We start from the raw sequence: 17490 nt of genomic DNA on the forward strand, positions 1-17490 counted from the left end.
GATGCGTAGTCAAACAGTTTCTACATACTTTTTTTGCCTTTCTTTTTTGTTGGTGTTGGCTTCTTGTGGCGTTAAAAAATCGTTGCAAGATCGATCTGATATCAGTCAATATACAGCAGATATTCCTGAACGGGAAATAATAAACGATTCCACCTACGTTGCCGGAAACAATTTTCTTACCAAAAACAAACACGGCCAATGGGAATTGTATGTAGAAGGCGACCCACTTGAAATTGGTTTGTTAACCGGAAGCTTAACGCGAGAATTACTTCAAAAGCAAGAGCGGGTGTTTCTTCAAAAAGTAGAAGAATTGGTGCCTTCAAAAGGAAAACAAAAATTCCTTCGGAAATTTTTATCGTGGTACAACCGTAAGTTATACAAACATGTAACCGAAGAATACAAAACTGAAATCTATGGTGTTTCCCGCTACGCTTCAGATGAATTTAACAACATAGCGCCACCTTATTTACGCGCACTTTATTTGCACGGAGCACACGATATTGGACACGCATTAAAAGATTTAATGTTGGTGGGTTGCAGTTCGTTTGCGGTTTGGGGTGAAAAATCGGAAGATGGCAACTTACTCATTGCTCGTAATTTCGATTTTTACGCCGGTGATGCTTTTGCAGAAGATAAAATAATCGCCTTTGTAAAACCCGATCAAGGCTATCCGTTTATGTCAGTCACTTGGGGTGGGATGATGGGAGTGGTTTCCGGAATGAACAATCAAGGATTGACCGTTACGATTAATGCAGGAAAATCGGATATTCCGTTAGTAGCAAAAGCACCTATTTCGTTGGTTACACGAGAGATATTGCAATATGCTTCCACGATCGATGAAGCCATTGAAATCGCAAAAAAGCGAGAGGTATTTGTTTCCGAAGCTATTTTTGTAGGCAGTGCCAACAATGGAAAAGCAGCTATTATTGAAGTGTCGCCAAATGATTTAGGCGTGTACGAAGTGGAGAATACGAGTGAATTAATCTGTTCCAACCACTTTCAGAGTGAAACCTTTGCTAACGATCGAAAAAATGTAAAATGGATTAAAGAAAGTCATTCACAATACCGTTTTGATCGAATGGAAGAACTGCTGAATGAAGACCAAAAGATAAATCCTACAGAAGCGGTTGCTATTCTTCGGAATAAAAAAGGATTAGATAATATCCCTTTGGGTTACGGCAACGAAAAAGCACTGAATCAATTATTGGCGCATCACGGAATTGTATTTCAGCCCGAAGATTTAACCGTTTGGGTGTCTTCAAACCCATATCAATTAGGGGAATTTGTTGCTTATGATTTAAACAAAATTTTTAATGAGAATAGGAGATTTTCAAGTCAGCCCATTTCAGAAGAAAACTTAACCATTGCTGAAGATTCTTTTGCAGTTTCCCAAGAATTTAAAGATTATGAAGCCTATCGTATATTAGAACGTAGAGTAGAGGAGGCTTTAGAAGAAGAAACCGAAATAGGCGCTGCTCAATTAATGAAATTACAGTCTTTAAATCCTGAATATTGGAAAGCATACTTTTTATCTGGGAAGTATTATTACGAACATACACAGTATGAAAAAGCCTTAAAAGCCTTTACTTTGGCAGAAAGCAAAGAGATAACCACAGTTCCTGACGAGGAAAAGGTGGAAAAATATCTTAAAAGAACAAAACGAAAACTACGCTAATGATCCCTGAAATAGAAAAAGTATCCCAAACCGAAATAAAACCGTTTCAGGAGCAGAAGTTGAGAGAGCTTGCTGCTTATGTTTATGCCAAATCGCCTTATTATAAAAGACTGTTTGTAAAGCATAATCTTACTCCGGAAAGCATACAGACATTAGAAGATTTGCAGCGCTTTCCAGTGACCACCAAAGATGACTTGCAAACGTATAACGATGATTTTTTATGTGTTCCGAAGCAACAAATAATAGATTACGTGACTACTTCCGGCACGTTGGGGGAGCCGGTAGTAATCGGGTTAACAGATGCCGATTTAGATCGATTGGCGTATAACGAAGCGATTTCGTTTGCGTGTTCAGGGGTAACAAAAGACGATATCATTCAATTAATGACCACGATGGATCGTCGTTTTATGGCTGGGATGGCTTATTTTTTAGGGGCTCGAAAACTGGGAGCGGGGATTATTAGAGTAGGCTCAGGTGTGCCCGAATTGCAATGGGATTCCATTTTAAAATTTCAACCCACCTATTTAATTACCGTACCTTCCTTTTTGTTAAAACTAATAACTTATGCAGAAGCGCATAATATAGATGTAAACAAAACAAGTGTAAAAGCAGCCATCTGTATTGGCGAACCCATCAGAAACCAGGACTTTACCTTAAATGTTCTTTCTGAAAAAATAAAATCTAAATGGAATATCGAGCTTTTTTCTACCTATGCTTCCACCGAAATGAGCACCGCTTTTAACGAATGTGAAGCGCATTTGGGTGGTCATCATCATCCCGAATTAATAATTACTGAAATTTTAAATAAAGAAAACAAACCCGTTTTAGAGGGTGAAGTAGGCGAGTTGACCATTACTACGTTAGGTGTGGAAGGAATACCTTTAGTACGTTTTAAAACTGGTGATATGCTCAAGGCTCATTCAGAACCTTGTTCCTGCGGAAGAAATACGTTGCGATTGGGCCCAGTTGTAGGGAGAAAAAAGCAAATGATAAAATATAAAGGCACGACATTATATCCGCCAGCTATGTTAAATGTGTTACAGCATTTTGAGGCGGTAGAAGCTTTTGTAATCGAAATTTTGACCAACGATTTGGGAACAGACGAAATTTTGTTGAAAATAGCTGCAAGAGATCCTTCAGAACAATTAGTCCAAGATATTAAAGATCATTTTAGAGCAAAGCTACGAGTGACACCACAATTGGTTTTTGAAAAAGCGGAAGTCATTGAAGCGTTAAGAAGATCAAAGACTGATAGAAAGCCACAGGTTATTATTGATAGACGGACATAAACATTTTATTCTTCTTCTATAGGAATAGTTTCTGTAAGTAACTTCCAAGTATAACCTGTTTCAGAACTTTTATCCATATCGAAAACAGAATAATACCGGATTACTTTTGTAGAATCTTTTGGGTCTATAACAATTGGCCGTAAGGTGTCGGGGCGATTACTTTTATGAATGGCAAAACCATTGACCACTGGTTTCCATTGGTCGTTTTGTAATTTATAAAGAAAGTATTTGTTGAAACTAGTGTCTTTTAATTTTACAGTTGCTAATAATAAGTCCCTGTCAACCCCTTTCATTTTTAGAGAGTCTAACAAAACACCATACGTTTTTGGTATTTCGATAACTGGATATTGATCATTTTCAAAAGCTATAGTTGTTAAAGCTTTTGTGGTATCTATTTTTTGAACATAACTATAAAATGGTGTGCGATTACCGTTAAAATCTGCAGTTACAGCGCCATCCGGTATAACGGGTTCAATAGCTATAACCTCTTTTTTAGATGGCTCATCTTCTATAATACTCTTTTCTTTTTTGTTAGGAGTACCACAGCTTACAAAAATAAAGATGAGTGAAATAACAATATATTTCATTAAATTTTGAATGTTACAACCGGCATATTAGCGTGGTTCACCAAGTCTTCACTAATACTACCATTAAAAAAGTGTGATAAGCCCTTTCGACCGTGTGTACTCATTCCAATTAATTGATACTTGTTTTCCTTGGTAAAATTTAAAATACCTTTTTCTACAGCGGTCTCATTATAAACGTTCAAGGTGTAATTTTCGGCGCCCATTCCTTTAATAAAATTGTTCATTATTTTATGAGCTTCGCTGGAAGTTTTAAAGCCGCTAGGTGTGTTTACGTATAGTAAGTGCATTTTCGCACCCAAGGTATCTGCAAATTTTTGAGCTTTGCTGAACGGCGTACGGCATTCTTCAGAAAAGTCGGTTGCAAAAACAAAATCGTTTACCTCAAATTTTTCGTGTTCATTTTTAATTACTAAAACAGGAATTTTTGAAGTCCGGACTACTTTTTCGGTATTGCTACCTATAAACATTTCTTTAAACCCACTAGCACCGTGTGAGCCCATTATGATAAGATCTATGTCTCTTTCTTTAACTGCATTTAGAATATCTTCATAGATTTCGCCGTGACCAATAGTTTGGCTTATGTTCACGTTCTCTATATAAGGACGTTTCATAATGTCTGCAAACCGTTTTTCGGTTAGTTTTATAAAATAAATGGATTCTGGTAGTGCGCTGGTATTAGCTGTAGTTGCAAGATGGCTTGGCAGTTCTACAGTGTGAAATAAATAAATTTCACTGTCGTGTTTTTCTGCCATTTGTACGGCTACTTTCAGTGCGTTTTCTGCTTGAGGTGAGAAGTCGGTGGGTACTAAAATCCGTTTCATAGGCGTGGTTTTTGGAAGGTGTTTTTTCGTACCATTAAAATACAAAAATAAATTGGTAGCTACTCATTTTTATAATATTAAAATTTGTATTATATTTGCAGCGAATTAGATAAGCAACTAGCTGAGGGGACAAGAAAGTCCCCTCTTTTTATAGCTTAAATTTATGCGTGAAGAGGTATTACAATTATTGGAAAAAGCCCTTGAAGACAACAAATCGTTGTTTTTAATTGACTTTACTATTACTGAAGCTAATCAGATTAGGATAACCATAGATGGTGACAACGGTGTTACTGTTGAAGATTGTATTGCTGTAAGTCGCGCTATTGAGCATAATCTAGATAGAGAGGAAACTGATTTTTCTTTGGAGGTTATGTCGGCAGGGGTTTCACAACCTCTACAGGCGCCTCGCCAATACAAAAAGAATATTGGAAGAAAATTACAAGTTAAAACCGAATCTGGAGAATCCATAGAAGGAGAGTTAACCGAAGCCACAGAACAGGAGGTTACTTTAAAATGGAAAACCCGCGAACCCAAGCCAATTGGTAAGGGGAAGCACACTGTTAAAAAAGAAGCAGTTGTGCCCTATAACGATATTGTTGAAGCAAAAGTGATGATAACATTTAATTAGAATGACATGGAAAATTTAGCGTTAATCGATTCTTTTTCGGAATTTAAAGACGATAAGCTCATTGATAGGGTAACGCTTATGGCGATACTGGAAGACGTTTTTAGAAACGCTTTGAAGAAAAAATACGGAAGTGATGATAATTTTGATATAATTATAAACCCTGATAAAGGTGATTTAGAAATTTGGCGTAACCGAATTGTGGTTGCAGATGGCGAAGTTGAAGATAGTAATGAAGAAATATCACTTTCTGAAGCACAAAAAATTGAACCCGATTTTGAAATTGGGGAAGATGTTTCAGAAGAAGTAAAATTAATAGATTTAGGACGCCGCTCTATTTTAGCGCTACGTCAAAATTTAATCTCAAAAATACACGAACACGATAATACAAACATTTACAAGCAGTTTAAAGAGTTAGAAGGTGATATTTACACCGCCGAGGTACATCATATTCGTCACCGTGCAGTAATTTTGCTTGATGATGAAGGTAACGAAATCATTATGCCGAAAGACAGGCAAATTCCTTCAGATTTCTTCAGAAAAGGAGACAATGTCCGAGGAATTATTGAAAGTGTTGAGCTTAAAGGAAACAAGCCGGTTATTATCATGTCGCGTGCAAGCCCTATATTCCTCGAAAAACTATTTGAACAAGAAATCCCTGAAGTGTTTGATGGGTTAATAAATGTTCAAAAAGTTGTAAGAATACCAGGTGAAAAAGCAAAAGTTGCTGTAGATTCGTACGATGATCGTATTGACCCTGTAGGAGCTTGTGTAGGGATGAAAGGATCTCGTATTCATGGTATAGTTCGTGAATTGGGTAATGAAAATATTGATGTAATAAATTACACCAATAACCTTAATTTGTTTATCACAAGAGCATTGAGTCCTGCAAAAGTGACCTCAATCAAGATAGATGAAGAAACTAAACGCGCAGAAGTTTTATTGCGCCCAGAAGAAGTTTCAAAAGCTATTGGTCGTGGCGGTCACAACATTAGATTGGCTGGACAACTAACTGGATATGAAATTGATGTATTGCGTGAAGGCGCAGAAGAAGATGTAGAATTACGTGAATTTTCCGACGAAATCGAAGATTGGATTATTAAAGAATTTCAAAAAATTGGTCTGGATACAGCCAAGAGTGTTCTTGAATATGACATGGCCGATTTGATTAAAAGAACCGATCTTGAAGAGGAAACTGTTAAGCACGTTATTAACATTTTAAAAGAAGAATTTGAAGAGTAGTTGTAACTTTACCTACTTTTACAAATATTTATAAGAAAAAAAAAGGAGAAAGCATTTATATGGCTGAAGTAAAATCGAAAAGGCTAAACAAAGTATTACGCGAATTCAACATCTCGCTGGATCGTGCCGTAGAATTTTTAGGTTCTAAAGGCTACGAGGTGGACGCACGTCCTACCACGAAAATCTCAGATGAAGAATACGAAGTGCTTTTTGACGAGTTCCAAACCGACAAGAGCAAGAAGATGGAGTCGAAAGAAGTTGGAGAGGAAAAACGCAAAGAGAAAGAAGAACTTCGTTTGGAACGGGAACGCGAACAGGAAGAAAAGCAAAAGAAGGAAGCCAAAAAAGTCGTAAAAGCTGAAGCCAAGCTTGATGGCCCTAAGCAAGTAGGGAAAATTGACTTAGATGCTGATAAAAAGAAAGCCAAAGAAAAAACCGAACCTGCTAAGAAAACGGAAGAGAAAGTAGAAGAAAAGGCAGCGGAAAAAGTTGTAGAGGCAAAACCTGAAACTAAGAAGGATACTTCTAAAAAGGAAGCCACTAAAAAGGAATCCACTAATAAGGAATCCCTTAAAAAAGAAACTCCTAAAAAGGAAGAGCCAAAAGCTAAAGAAGAAAAGCCTGAAGCTAAAAAACCTAAAGAGGAACCTAAAAAAGAGGAGCCTAAAGCTGAAAAAATAGAGAAAGAAGAAGAGAAAGATTCTGGCTCTGTTCAAACTAATTATAAAAAGCTTGACGGTCCTAACTTTACAGGTGAAAAAATAGACCTTTCTAAGTTTAAGAAGCCTGAAAAGAAAAAGAAGGAAAAGAAAGAGGACGACAAAAAAGGCAAAAGAAGCCGAAGACGTCGTATAAGTAAAAAAGCTCCTAATAAAGGTGGTAATTATAAAGATAACAGAGGTCGCGGAAAAGGCAGATCTAATGCGCCTAAAGAAGAGCCTACTGAGGAGGAAATCCAAAAACAAGTAAGAGAAACCCTTGAAAAACTTCAAGGAAAATCTTCAAAAGGAAAAGGAGCTAAGTATCGTAGGGATAAAAGAGATACCCACCGTCAAAAAACGGAAGACGATCTAGCACAGCAAGAAGCAGACAGCAAATTACTTAAAGTTACCGAGTTTGTAACTGTAAGTGAAGTTGCTACGATGATGAATGTTCCGGTAACCAAGATTATATCGACTTGTATGTCTCTTGGTATGATGGTAACTATGAATCAACGTTTAGATGCAGAAACCCTTACCATTGTTGCAGAAGAATTTGACTACGAAGTGGAATTTGTAACTGCTGATATAGAAGAAAGCGTTCAAGAAGAGGTAGATGCACCTGAAGATTTAGAGGCAAGAGCTCCAATTGTTACAGTAATGGGTCACGTTGACCACGGTAAAACATCGTTATTGGATTACGTACGTAAAGAAAATGTAATTGCAGGAGAGTCTGGTGGTATTACACAGCACATTGGTGCGTATGCCGTACAACTGGAAGATGGTCAGAAAATATCATTCCTTGATACACCGGGACACGAAGCGTTTACCGCGATGCGTGCTAGGGGTGCTCAAGTTACCGACCTTGCAATTATTGTAATTGCGGCAGATGATGATATTATGCCACAAACCAAAGAGGCAATTAGTCACGCGCAAGCTGCTGGAGTACCTATTATATTTGCTATTAATAAAATTGATAGACCTGTATCTAACCCAGAAAAAATTAAAGAAGGATTAGCAGGTATGAACCTCTTAGTTGAAGACTGGGGTGGAAAAATACAATCACAAGATATTTCGGCAAAAACGGGACAAGGTGTTCCTGAGTTGTTGGAAAAAGTATTACTAGAAGCCGAATTATTAGAGCTTAAAGCTAACCCAAATAAAAAAGCAAACGGTACTGTTGTTGAAGCCTATTTAGATAAAGGGCGTGGTTATATTTCCACAATCTTAGTACAAGGCGGAACTTTAAAAATTGGAGACTACGTATTGGCCGGTCAGCATAGCGGTAAAATTAAAGCGATGCAAGATGAACGGGGTAATAATGTTAAAGAAGCAGGGCCTTCAACGCCAGTCTCTATTTTAGGATTGGACGGAGCGCCACAAGCAGGTGATAAGTTTAATGTGTTTGAAGACGAGCGTGAAGCTAAAGATATTGCAAATAAACGTACTCAATTACAACGTGAACAATCTGTAAGGACTCAGCGTCACATTACACTTGATGAAATTGGAAGAAGAATTGCATTAGGCGACTTTAAAGAGCTTAACATTATCCTTAAGGGTGATGTAGATGGTTCGGTTGAAGCATTGACAGACTCCTTCCAGAAACTCTCTACGGAAGAAATACAAGTTAATATCATCCATAAAGGAGTTGGTGCCATTACCGAAAGTGATGTGCTGTTAGCTTCGGCTTCAGATGCTATTATAATTGGATTTAATGTACGCCCAATGGGTAATGCACGCCAAATAGCTGATAAAGAAGAAATCGATATCAGAATGTATTCTATTATCTATGCAGCCATCAACGATCTTAAAGATGCGATGGAAGGTATGCTTTCCCCTGAAATAAAAGAGGAAATCACAGGTAATGCTGAAATAAGAGAAACCTTTAAAATCTCGAAAATCGGAACGATTGCTGGTTGTATGGTAACAAGCGGGAAAATATATCGTAACTCGGGTATCCGTTTAATTCGGGAAGGTGTAGTTGTTTATACGGGTGAACTAGCATCCCTTAAACGATTTAAGGACGATGTTAAGGAAGTAGCTAAAGGATACGATTGTGGTATTCAGGTTAAAAACTACAACGATATAAAAGAAGGTGATGTAATTGAAGCCTTCCAAGAAGTTGCGGTTAAAAAGAAACTTAAGTAGTTTTAGTAAACTTCAAACTTATATATAAAAAACGACCTCATATTGAGGTCGTTTTTTTTTGTTTTAATCTTTAGTGTAGCTTCTCTAGTTTTAATAGGCGTATTACAAGAACAGTTCTTAGCTGCAACAAATTGAATTATAAGTATATTTCAGATTAAATAACCCGATAACGTAGTAGCAATTTATAACTTCTAAATTACTTAAAAATCTATGTGTTTTCAATTCAAATTAATAGTGGTTCAATTTTTTGTGGCTTGATGCTATTTTAGCCTCTATTCTGTGGTTTTAAAATAAAAGCGGAAGGAAATCCTTTTTGAATTTCAATCAGTGCTCTATCGGCGTCTAAACGATCGTTAAAACTACCAACCCAAACTTTATAGTTAGGTGTTTCATATTCAATAGAGGCAGGCCAAGTTCCGTAGAGACCACGATATTTTTTTATGAATGTGTTGGCTTTTGTAAGTTCACCATAGTACAACTGTATGGTATATCCGTTGGATAGCTTGTTGTCTTTTTCCAAGCTTTTTTTTAATTCCAACAATTTCGTGATTTTCTGGTCTTGATCAATGGTTACTTTTCCTTGTTGTGCTAGCGTGGACTGTGAAAAAAAAGTAAATAAAATACTGGCAATAACCAATTTATAAATATAGGCTGTTTTCATAATTTAATTTATATAGTGCAAATGTACTTGATAATAACTATAAAACCGACTCCAATATTATTTAGAACAAGTATAAATTAGTTGTTAACACTTTGTTTGGATTTCTAAAATCGACTTTATAATGTATTTTTGTGCCGTTATTTGAGGTACGTTAAAACACTAATTTTAGTAACTAATTACGTACCAAACTTATGGACAATAATTAACTGTCAGTATGAAAAAGGTGAATTACCGAAATCTATCCTCCTGTTTGTCATTTCTCTTGTTGGCTCTATTGCTAACAGTTTCCACTACCGTTTTAGCGCAAGATGAATCTGCTGCTGATACAACAGCAACTGCGTCTACTGAAACTGCTCCGGCCGAAGGGTCTGGTGGTGATGTGGCCGCCGGGGAAAATTTGTTTAAGGCCAACTGTGCCGCTTGTCATAAACTTGATCGTAAAGCGACAGGGCCTGCTCTTCGTGGTGTGGCTGATAAATATGATCGTGATTGGTTGTACGAATGGATAAAGGATAGTCAGGCAATGATTAAGTCTGGAGATCCTCAAGCTGTAAAATTATTTGAAGAAAACAATAATTCTGTTATGACTGCCTTTCCGCAGTTGAGTAATGGTGACATAGATAATATATTAGCGTATACTAGCGCACCAAAACCTGAGCCAACTGTTGCTCAAACACCTGCAAACGGTGGCGGTGGCGAAGGAGGAAGTGGTGTTTCCAATAATATTGTGTTAGGCGCTCTTGCTTTAGTGTTTTTGTTGTTAGTTGTAATGTTGTTCTTAGTAACAAATACACTTAAAAAGATTGCTGCGGCCAATGGCGTTGAATACCCAGAAAAAGAAGCTCGCACTCCAATTTGGAAAGCTTTTGTTCAAAATCAATTTTTGGTATTAGTAACCTCTGTTTTCTTATTATTGACAGCGGGATATTTTATGTACGGTTTTATGATGCAGGTGGGTGTAGATCAAGGTTACGCTCCTGTCCAGCCTATTCATTTTTCACACAAAATACATGCGGGTGATAATCAAGTAGATTGTAACTTCTGTCACTCTTCGGCAAGAAAAAGTAAAACATCAGGTATTCCTTCATTAAATGTTTGTATGAACTGTCATAAGAACATTGCTGAGGTAGCTCCCGAAACTGCTACTGAAGAATACTCAAAAGAGTTCTATGACGCTGAAATTCAAAAATTATACGATGCAGTAGGTTGGAATGTAGATGAACAGGCTTACACGGGTGAAGAAAAGCCGGTTAAGTGGGTTCGTATTCATAATTTACCAGATTTTGCATACTTTAACCATTCACAGCACGTAACTGTGGCTGGGATAGCGTGTCAAGAATGTCACGGTCCTGTAGAGGAATTTGAAATAATGGAACAACATTCTCCATTAACAATGGGATGGTGTATTAATTGTCACCGTGAAACCAATGTGCGTATGGAAGGCAACGAATATTATGAAAAAATTCATGAGGAACTTGCTAAAAAATACGGCGTTGAAAAAGTGACTGCTGCACAAATGGGTGGCCTTGAATGTGGTAAATGTCACTACTAAACTTAAAATGATTAAAGAAATCGTACTTTCAAAAAATATTTTGAATAAACGATTATTAAATTAAATAAAAATAAATGGCATCAAACAAGAAATACTGGAAAAGTGTTGAGGAGCTTAATGAAGATAGTTCTGTTGTTAAGACGTTGCAAGAAAATGAATTTGTAACAGAAATTCCTACAGATGACTTTTTAGGCGATAAAGAAACATTAGAAGCTTCTTCAACAACACGTCGTGATTTCTTAAAGTACGTTGGTTTCACCACAGCAGCTGCTTCACTTGCAGCCTGTGAAGGGCCAGTTGTAAAATCAATCCCTTATGTAGTGGCACCGGATGAAATAGTTCCTGGGGTAGCAAATTTCTATGCTACTACAATTGCAGATGGGTTTGACTTTGCTAATGTGTTAGTAAAAACAAGAGAAGGTCGTCCTATTAAGATAGAGCGAAATGATCTTTCAAAATACGGTGATGGCGTAAATGCCCGAGTGCATGCTTCTGTTTTGTCTCTTTATGACAACAATCGCTTGCAAGCTCCTTCGGTTAATGGAAGTGAAGTATCTTGGAGTGATTTCGACGCCAAAATGGCTCAAAAAATGAATGAAATGGGTGGAAAGGACGTTGTGTTGCTTACACAAACCTTTGCTAGTCCATCAACTTCAAAACTTATAAAAGAGTTTACTGCAAAGTATCCAAATGTGCGTCACGTAGTGTACGATACAGTGTCTTCTTCTGAAGCACTAGATGCTTTTCAAGCTAAATATGGCGCTCGTGCCCTAGCAGATTATGACTTCTCTAAAGCCGAAGTAATTGTTTCCGTTGGAGCTGATTTCATAGGAGATTGGCAAGGTGGAGGCTATGAAGGTAGTTATGCTAAAGGGCGTGTACCTAAGAACGGGAAAATGTCTCGCCACGTCCAGTTTGAATCTAATATGAGTCTTTCTGGTGCAAACGCAGATAAACGTGTGCCAGTAACTCCTTCTCAACAGCTTCAAATTTTAAAAGCCTTAACAGGTGGAAGTGCTTCTGGTTTACCAGAAAACATAGCTGATGCTGTTTCTAAAGCAAAAGCACAATTAAATAAAGCAGGTAGCAAAGGTGTTCTTGTAACAGGATTGCCTAATGTTGCTGCTCAGAAAATGGTATTAGACTTTAACGAATCTAAGGGTAGTGTGGTAATGGATACTGCAAAGCCAAAAATGACTCGTAAAGGAAATACTGCTGAAGTAATGCGCGTATTAGATGGCGTTATTTCAGGAAGTGTAAAAGGATTGATTACAGTAGGAGTAGACCCTGTGTATTCATTCCCAAATAATAAAGCATTTAAAGAAGCGTATCAAAAACTAGATATGAGTCTTGCGTTTTCTATGAAAGAAGATGCTACAGCTTCTTTAGCACAAATGGTTGCTGCAACTCCACATTATTTAGAATCTTGGGGAGATGTACAGATGAAAAAAGGAAGTTTCAGCTTAATGCAACCAACTATTCGTCCGTTGTTTAATACTAGGCAATTTCAAGATTGCTTGTTGAAATGGACCGGAAATACAAAAAATTATTACGATTATATAAAAGAAACTTGGACTTCTTCCGTGTTAGCCGGTGGTTCTTGGAATCAAGCGCTTCACGATGGTTTTGTTGAAAGCAGTGTTGAAGTTTCTATGGAAGATGCAACTGCAGACGAAGCTAATATGACTTTAGAAAGCAGTACTAATAATGGAGCATTAGCTGCTTCAGCTCAAAATGGAGATGGATATGAGTTAACATTATATAGTAAAACTGCTTTAGGTGATGGTCAGCAAGCTAACAACCCATGGTTGCAGGAAATGCCAGACCCTATCACTCGTACATCTTGGGATAACTATTTAACTATTTCGGCAGCCGATGCTAAAGAATTAGGTGTTGAGAATGAAAACGTAGCAAACGGTGCATTAAACGGCGGGTACGTTAATGTGAAGATGGATGGTGTTGTGGTAAATAAAGTTCCTGTTCTTGTTCAGCCTGGACAGGCTAAAGGATCTGTTGGTTTAGCATTCGGATACGGAAAAACTGCTGCTATTCAAGAAGAAATGCAAACAGGTGTAAACGCCTTCCCGCTATATAAAGATTTCTCTTCAGTACAAAACGTTACCTTAGAAAAAGTAGGGGGTGTTCACGAATTTGCTTGTGTTCAATTGCATAATACTATGATGGGTCGTGATATTATTCGCGAAACAACTCTTGAAATATTTAATACGAAAAACGTTGAAGAGTGGAATGCGGTACCTAAAGTATCTAAAGATCATCAAGAGATTCCAGTGACCTCACCAGATGCAGATCTTTGGGAAAGCTTTGACCGTTCAGTAGGTCATCATTTCAATCTTTCTATAGACTTAAATGCCTGTACAGGTTGTGGGGCTTGTGTTATAGCATGTCACGCTGAAAACAACGTTCCTGTTGTAGGTAAATCTGAAGTTAGAAGAAGTCGCGATATGCACTGGTTGCGTATTGATAGATACTATTCAGCAGAAGAATCATTAGAAGTTGATCAAGATAAAAAAGAAGGATTCTCTGGTTTATTTGGAGATAATGGTTCGTTAGGTGGTTTTGGAGAATTAGAAGATCCATCTGCAAACCCACAAGTGGCTTTTCAACCGGTAATGTGTCAACACTGTAATCACGCTCCATGTGAAACAGTTTGTCCGGTAGCGGCAACTTCTCACGGAAGACAAGGTCAAAACCATATGGCATACAACCGTTGTGTGGGTACGAGGTATTGTGCAAACAACTGTCCTTATAAAGTACGTCGTTTCAATTGGTTCTTGTATAATGAAAATGATGAGTTTGACTACCACATGAACAATGATCTTGGTCGTATGGTGTTAAACCCAGATGTAGTGGTACGTTCAAGAGGGGTTATGGAAAAATGTTCTATGTGTATTCAGAAAACACAAAAAACAATTCTTGATGCGAAACGTGATGGACGTCCTGTTAAAGATGTTGAATTCCAAACTGCTTGTTCTGCAGCTTGTGGAACTGGTGCGATGGTATTTGGAGATATTAACGATCACGATAGTGAAGTATATAAAGAGAAAAAAGATAAAAGAATGTATCACTTATTAGAATATGTAGGAACTGAACCAAATGTGTTCTACAAGACTAAAATAAGAAATACAGAAGAAGTTTAAACTAACTAAGTAACAGTAGTAAAGATATGGCGTCGCATTACGAAGCACCTATTAGAAGACCCTTAATTGTAGGAGATAAAAACTACCACGATGTAACTGTGGATGTTGCTGCTCCTGTAGAAGGAAAAGCCAATAAATCGTGGTGGATTGTTTTTACAATTTCCCTAATAGCATTTTTATGGGGGCTAGGTTGTATAATATATACAGTATCCACCGGTATTGGTGTATGGGGATTGAATAAAACAGTAGGCTGGGCCTGGGATATTACCAATTTTGTTTGGTGGGTAGGTATCGGTCACGCAGGAACTCTTATTTCTGCGGTACTTTTATTGTTCCGCCAAAAGTGGAGGATGGCAATTAACCGTTCTGCAGAAGCAATGACGATTTTCTCTGTGATACAGGCGGGATTGTTTCCTATTATCCACATGGGGCGACCTTGGTTAGGGTACTGGGTGTTACCTATACCAAACCAGTTTGGTTCGTTATGGGTAAATTTTAATTCGCCATTACTTTGGGATGTATTTGCAATTTCAACCTACCTATCAGTGTCGTTAGTTTTCTGGTGGACAGGTTTACTTCCAGATTTTGCAATGATTCGTGATAGAGCAATTACACCTTTTACAAAAAGAATTTATAGCATCCTATCATTTGGATGGAGTGGTCGTGCAAAAGACTGGCAACGTTTTGAAGAAGTTTCATTAGTATTAGCCGGATTGGCAACACCACTTGTACTTTCGGTACACACCATTGTATCTTTTGACTTTGCTACATCGGTAATACCAGGATGGCACACTACCATTTTCCCTCCTTATTTTGTGGCAGGAGCAATTTTCTCAGGATTTGCAATGGTAAATACACTTCTTATCATTATGCGTAAAGTGTCTAATCTTGAAAATTATATTACCATTCAGCATATCGAATTGATGAACATAGTAATTATGATTACAGGTTCTATTGTTGGGGTGGCATATATTACTGAGCTATTTATCGCTTGGTACTCAGGAGTAGAGTACGAACAGTACGCTTTCCTTAACCGTGCAACGGGACCTTACTGGTGGGCATATTGGGCTATGATGACTTGTAATGTGTTCTCCCCGCAGTTTATGTGGTTTAAAAAATTGCGTACAAGTATTATGTTCTCTTTCTTTATTTCGATTGTAGTAAACATAGGTATGTGGTTTGAGCGTTTTGTTATTATTGTAACATCACTTCATAGAGATTATCTACCATCATCTTGGACAATGTTTCAACCAACGTTTGTTGATATAGGTATCTTTATTGGGACAATAGGATTCTTCTTTGTATTATTCTTATTATATGCAAGAACATTTCCTGTAATTGCTCAAGCAGAGGTAAAATCTATCTTGAAGTCTTCAGGTGAAAAGTATAAAAAGCTTAGAGCTGAACACGGCGATGATGTAAAACATTACGACGCTGCGGTAGCGCCTGCTGCTAATAATGAATTTCTAAAAAGCACGGAAGAAACAGCAACAGATACTGTACATGCTGGTAAAATTGCTGAAAATGATGTAGAACGTGAAAAAATAGAGGATCTTTTAGATGGAATTGGACGTTTTGATCCTGAAACTGAAACCCAAGACGATCTAAAAAAGATAAGTGGAGTTGGTCCTGTAATGGAACAAAAGTTACACCAAATAGGTATCTATACATTTAATCAAGTAAGTAAAATGACCGATAGAGAGTATGACCTTCTTGATACTATTATAGACGAATTCCCTGGAAGAGCAAAACGTGATGACTGGGCAGGCCAGGCAACAAAACTTAAAAACAATTAGTAAGATGGCATCGAAAACAATTCACGCTATTTACAACGATGACGACCTGTTAATGCAAGCTGTTAAGCAGGTACGTGCAGAGCATTATCATATTGAAGAGGTATATACTCCTTTTCCGGTTCACGGGCTAGATAAAGTAATGGGCTTAGCTCCTACAAGAATTGCCATAACATCATTTATGTATGGATTGGTAGGACTTACAGTAGCAGTTTTAATGATGAACTTCATTATGATTGAAGATTGGCCACAAAATATAGGTGGTAAACCAAGTTTCAGTTATATTGAAAACATGCCAGCCTTTGTGCCAATTATGTTTGAACTAACTGTTTTCTTTGCAGCTCACTTAATGGTAATCACTTTTTATATGAGAAGTAAATTATGGCCATTCAAAAAAGCTGAAAATCCTGATGTTCGAACTACCGATGACCATTTTTTAATGGCTATAGATGCAGGATCACATGATGTAAAGAAACTTACTAAGTTTTTATATGATACGGGAGCCATGGAGATTAGTTTAATTGAAAATGAAGAAGACCATTAATATGAAAAAAAGTTTAAACATAACCATAGCGCTTGTAGCTGCATTCAGTTTGTTTTCTTGCTTTAATGATAAAAAACCCAATTATCAGTTTATGCCTAACATGTATGAACCGGTTGGGTATGAAACTTACGGTGAATATGACGTTTTTGAAAATGAACAAGAGGCAAAACTTCCTGCCGAAGGCTCTATCCCTAGAGGATGGACACCTTACGAGTATGACAATACAACAGAAGGATTAAACTTAGCCAAAGCAGAGTCAAAAAATCCTTTAGAGATTACGGAAGATAATATTTCAGAAGGAGAAGCACTTTATACTATTTATTGTGCAGTATGCCACGGTGATAAAGGGGATGGACAAGGTATATTAGCTGAAAGAGAAAAATTTCTAGGTATTCCGAGCTATGCAGATCCGGGAAGAGAAATTACTATGGGAGGTATCTATCACGTAGAAATGTACGGATTAAATGCAATGGGTTCTTATGCATCACAAACTAATGAAAAAGAGCGTTGGCAAATTGCTATGCATGTAATGGATTTGAAAGCTGCTTTAAATGGTGAGCCTTCATTACTAGAAACAGTTGGTGCTAAAGCTGTAGATTCAAGCAATACCGAAACGTCTCAAGTGGAACAAAATGAAACTGATACCGAAGGTGAAGATGTTTCAGAAGCATCAGAAAACGAAACTAACTAAAGAATA

At 37.4% G+C, this 17490-nt stretch carries 13 protein-coding genes; 10 read left to right on the top strand and 3 right to left on the bottom strand.

The window, feature by feature from the left end:
* Position 1 precedes the first annotated feature (1 nt).
* Together DZ858_RS05855 and DZ858_RS05860 are read left to right on the top strand one after the other, a co-directional pair.
* A complete protein-coding gene (locus tag DZ858_RS05855) occupies positions 2 to 1675 on the top strand; it encodes a C45 family autoproteolytic acyltransferase/hydolase (protein ID WP_117159531.1) in 1674 nt (557 codons plus the stop codon).
* Positions 1675 to 2964 carry a phenylacetate--CoA ligase family protein gene (locus tag DZ858_RS05860; RefSeq protein WP_117158646.1) on the top strand — a complete coding sequence of 430 codons (1290 nt, stop codon included), beginning with the start codon at positions 1675 to 1677 and terminating at the stop codon, positions 2962 to 2964. Before DZ858_RS05855 ends, DZ858_RS05860 begins: the two co-directional genes overlap by 1 nt.
* Before the next feature lie 5 nt (positions 2965 to 2969).
* Here the strand turns inward: DZ858_RS05860 and DZ858_RS05865 are convergent, their stop codons facing one another.
* Together DZ858_RS05865 and DZ858_RS05870 are read right to left on the bottom strand one after the other, a co-directional pair.
* The gene (locus DZ858_RS05865; RefSeq protein WP_117158647.1) at positions 2970 to 3551 is read right to left on the bottom strand and encodes a hypothetical protein; all 582 of its coding nucleotides are present in this window, start codon (positions 3549 to 3551) and stop codon (positions 2970 to 2972) included.
* Positions 3551 to 4372 (bottom strand): universal stress protein, encoded by an 822-nt coding sequence (locus DZ858_RS05870; protein WP_117159532.1) that lies wholly within the window; start codon positions 4370 to 4372, stop codon positions 3551 to 3553. Before DZ858_RS05870 ends, DZ858_RS05865 begins: the two co-directional genes overlap by 1 nt.
* A 163-nt stretch (positions 4373 to 4535) precedes the next feature.
* Between DZ858_RS05870 and rimP the strand changes: the two genes are divergently transcribed.
* The 3 genes from rimP to infB are packed head-to-tail and all read left to right on the top strand — an operon-like array spanning position 4536 to position 9085.
* Positions 4536 to 5000, top strand: a complete 465-nt coding sequence (gene rimP / locus DZ858_RS05875; RefSeq protein WP_117158648.1) for a ribosome assembly cofactor RimP — start codon at positions 4536 to 4538, stop codon at positions 4998 to 5000.
* Positions 5001 to 5006: 6 nt separating this feature from the next.
* Positions 5007 to 6239, top strand: a complete 1233-nt coding sequence (gene nusA, locus DZ858_RS05880) for a transcription termination factor NusA (RefSeq protein ID WP_117158649.1) — start codon at positions 5007 to 5009, stop codon at positions 6237 to 6239.
* Positions 6240 to 6298: 59 nt separating this feature from the next.
* Positions 6299 to 9085: a translation initiation factor IF-2 gene (gene infB, locus DZ858_RS05885; protein ID WP_117158650.1), complete on the top strand. Its 2787-nt coding sequence runs from the start codon at positions 6299 to 6301 to the stop codon at positions 9083 to 9085.
* A gap of 265 nt (positions 9086 to 9350) precedes the next feature.
* Here infB and DZ858_RS05890 read toward each other — a convergent pair whose 3' ends face one another.
* Positions 9351 to 9746: an SPOR domain-containing protein gene (locus tag DZ858_RS05890; protein ID WP_117158651.1), complete on the bottom strand. Its 396-nt coding sequence runs from the start codon at positions 9744 to 9746 to the stop codon at positions 9351 to 9353.
* A gap of 214 nt (positions 9747 to 9960) precedes the next feature.
* Here DZ858_RS05890 and DZ858_RS05895 point away from each other — a divergent pair, with 214 nt between their 5' ends.
* From DZ858_RS05895 to DZ858_RS05915, 5 genes are all read left to right on the top strand, one after another.
* On the top strand, positions 9961 to 11298 hold the full coding sequence (locus DZ858_RS05895; RefSeq protein WP_117158652.1) for a c-type cytochrome: 1338 nt from the start codon (positions 9961 to 9963) through the stop codon (positions 11296 to 11298).
* Positions 11299 to 11372: 74 nt separating this feature from the next.
* A complete protein-coding gene (locus DZ858_RS05900) occupies positions 11373 to 14456 on the top strand; it encodes a TAT-variant-translocated molybdopterin oxidoreductase (RefSeq protein WP_117158653.1) in 3084 nt (1027 codons plus the stop codon).
* Positions 14457 to 14482: 26 nt separating this feature from the next.
* Positions 14483 to 16252, top strand: a complete 1770-nt coding sequence (gene nrfD, locus DZ858_RS05905; protein WP_117158654.1) for an NrfD/PsrC family molybdoenzyme membrane anchor subunit — start codon at positions 14483 to 14485, stop codon at positions 16250 to 16252.
* A gap of 4 nt (positions 16253 to 16256) precedes the next feature.
* A complete protein-coding gene (locus tag DZ858_RS05910; RefSeq protein ID WP_117158655.1) occupies positions 16257 to 16793 on the top strand; it encodes a DUF3341 domain-containing protein in 537 nt (178 codons plus the stop codon).
* Between the two features lies 1 nt (position 16794).
* The gene (locus DZ858_RS05915) at positions 16795 to 17484 is read left to right on the top strand and encodes a c-type cytochrome (RefSeq protein WP_239990725.1); all 690 of its coding nucleotides are present in this window, start codon (positions 16795 to 16797) and stop codon (positions 17482 to 17484) included.
* The last annotated feature ends 6 nt before the right edge of the window (positions 17485 to 17490 follow it).

The sequence above is a fragment of the Marixanthomonas ophiurae genome (assembly GCF_003413745.1).
Lineage (GTDB): Bacteria > Bacteroidota > Bacteroidia > Flavobacteriales > Flavobacteriaceae > Marixanthomonas > Marixanthomonas ophiurae.

Excerpts from the sequence above, each read along its gene's own strand:
- DZ858_RS05855 (WP_117159531.1), top strand. The coding sequence starts at position 2 with ATGCGTAGTCAAACAGTTTCTACATACTTTTTTTGCCTTTCTTTTTTG.
- DZ858_RS05860 (WP_117158646.1), top strand. The coding sequence starts at position 1,675 with ATGATCCCTGAAATAGAAAAAGTATCCCAAACCGAAATAAAACCGTTT.
- DZ858_RS05865 (WP_117158647.1), bottom strand. The coding sequence starts at position 3,551 with ATGAAATATATTGTTATTTCACTCATCTTTATTTTTGTAAGCTGTGGT.
- DZ858_RS05870 (WP_117159532.1), bottom strand. The coding sequence starts at position 4,372 with ATGAAACGGATTTTAGTACCCACCGACTTCTCACCTCAAGCAGAAAAC.
- rimP (WP_117158648.1), top strand. The coding sequence starts at position 4,536 with ATGCGTGAAGAGGTATTACAATTATTGGAAAAAGCCCTTGAAGACAAC.
- nusA (WP_117158649.1), top strand. The coding sequence starts at position 5,007 with ATGGAAAATTTAGCGTTAATCGATTCTTTTTCGGAATTTAAAGACGAT.
- infB (WP_117158650.1), top strand. The coding sequence starts at position 6,299 with ATGGCTGAAGTAAAATCGAAAAGGCTAAACAAAGTATTACGCGAATTC.
- DZ858_RS05890 (WP_117158651.1), bottom strand. The coding sequence starts at position 9,746 with ATGAAAACAGCCTATATTTATAAATTGGTTATTGCCAGTATTTTATTT.
- DZ858_RS05895 (WP_117158652.1), top strand. The coding sequence starts at position 9,961 with ATGAAAAAGGTGAATTACCGAAATCTATCCTCCTGTTTGTCATTTCTC.
- DZ858_RS05900 (WP_117158653.1), top strand. The coding sequence starts at position 11,373 with ATGGCATCAAACAAGAAATACTGGAAAAGTGTTGAGGAGCTTAATGAA.
- nrfD (WP_117158654.1), top strand. The coding sequence starts at position 14,483 with ATGGCGTCGCATTACGAAGCACCTATTAGAAGACCCTTAATTGTAGGA.
- DZ858_RS05910 (WP_117158655.1), top strand. The coding sequence starts at position 16,257 with ATGGCATCGAAAACAATTCACGCTATTTACAACGATGACGACCTGTTA.
- DZ858_RS05915 (WP_239990725.1), top strand. The coding sequence starts at position 16,795 with ATGAAAAAAAGTTTAAACATAACCATAGCGCTTGTAGCTGCATTCAGT.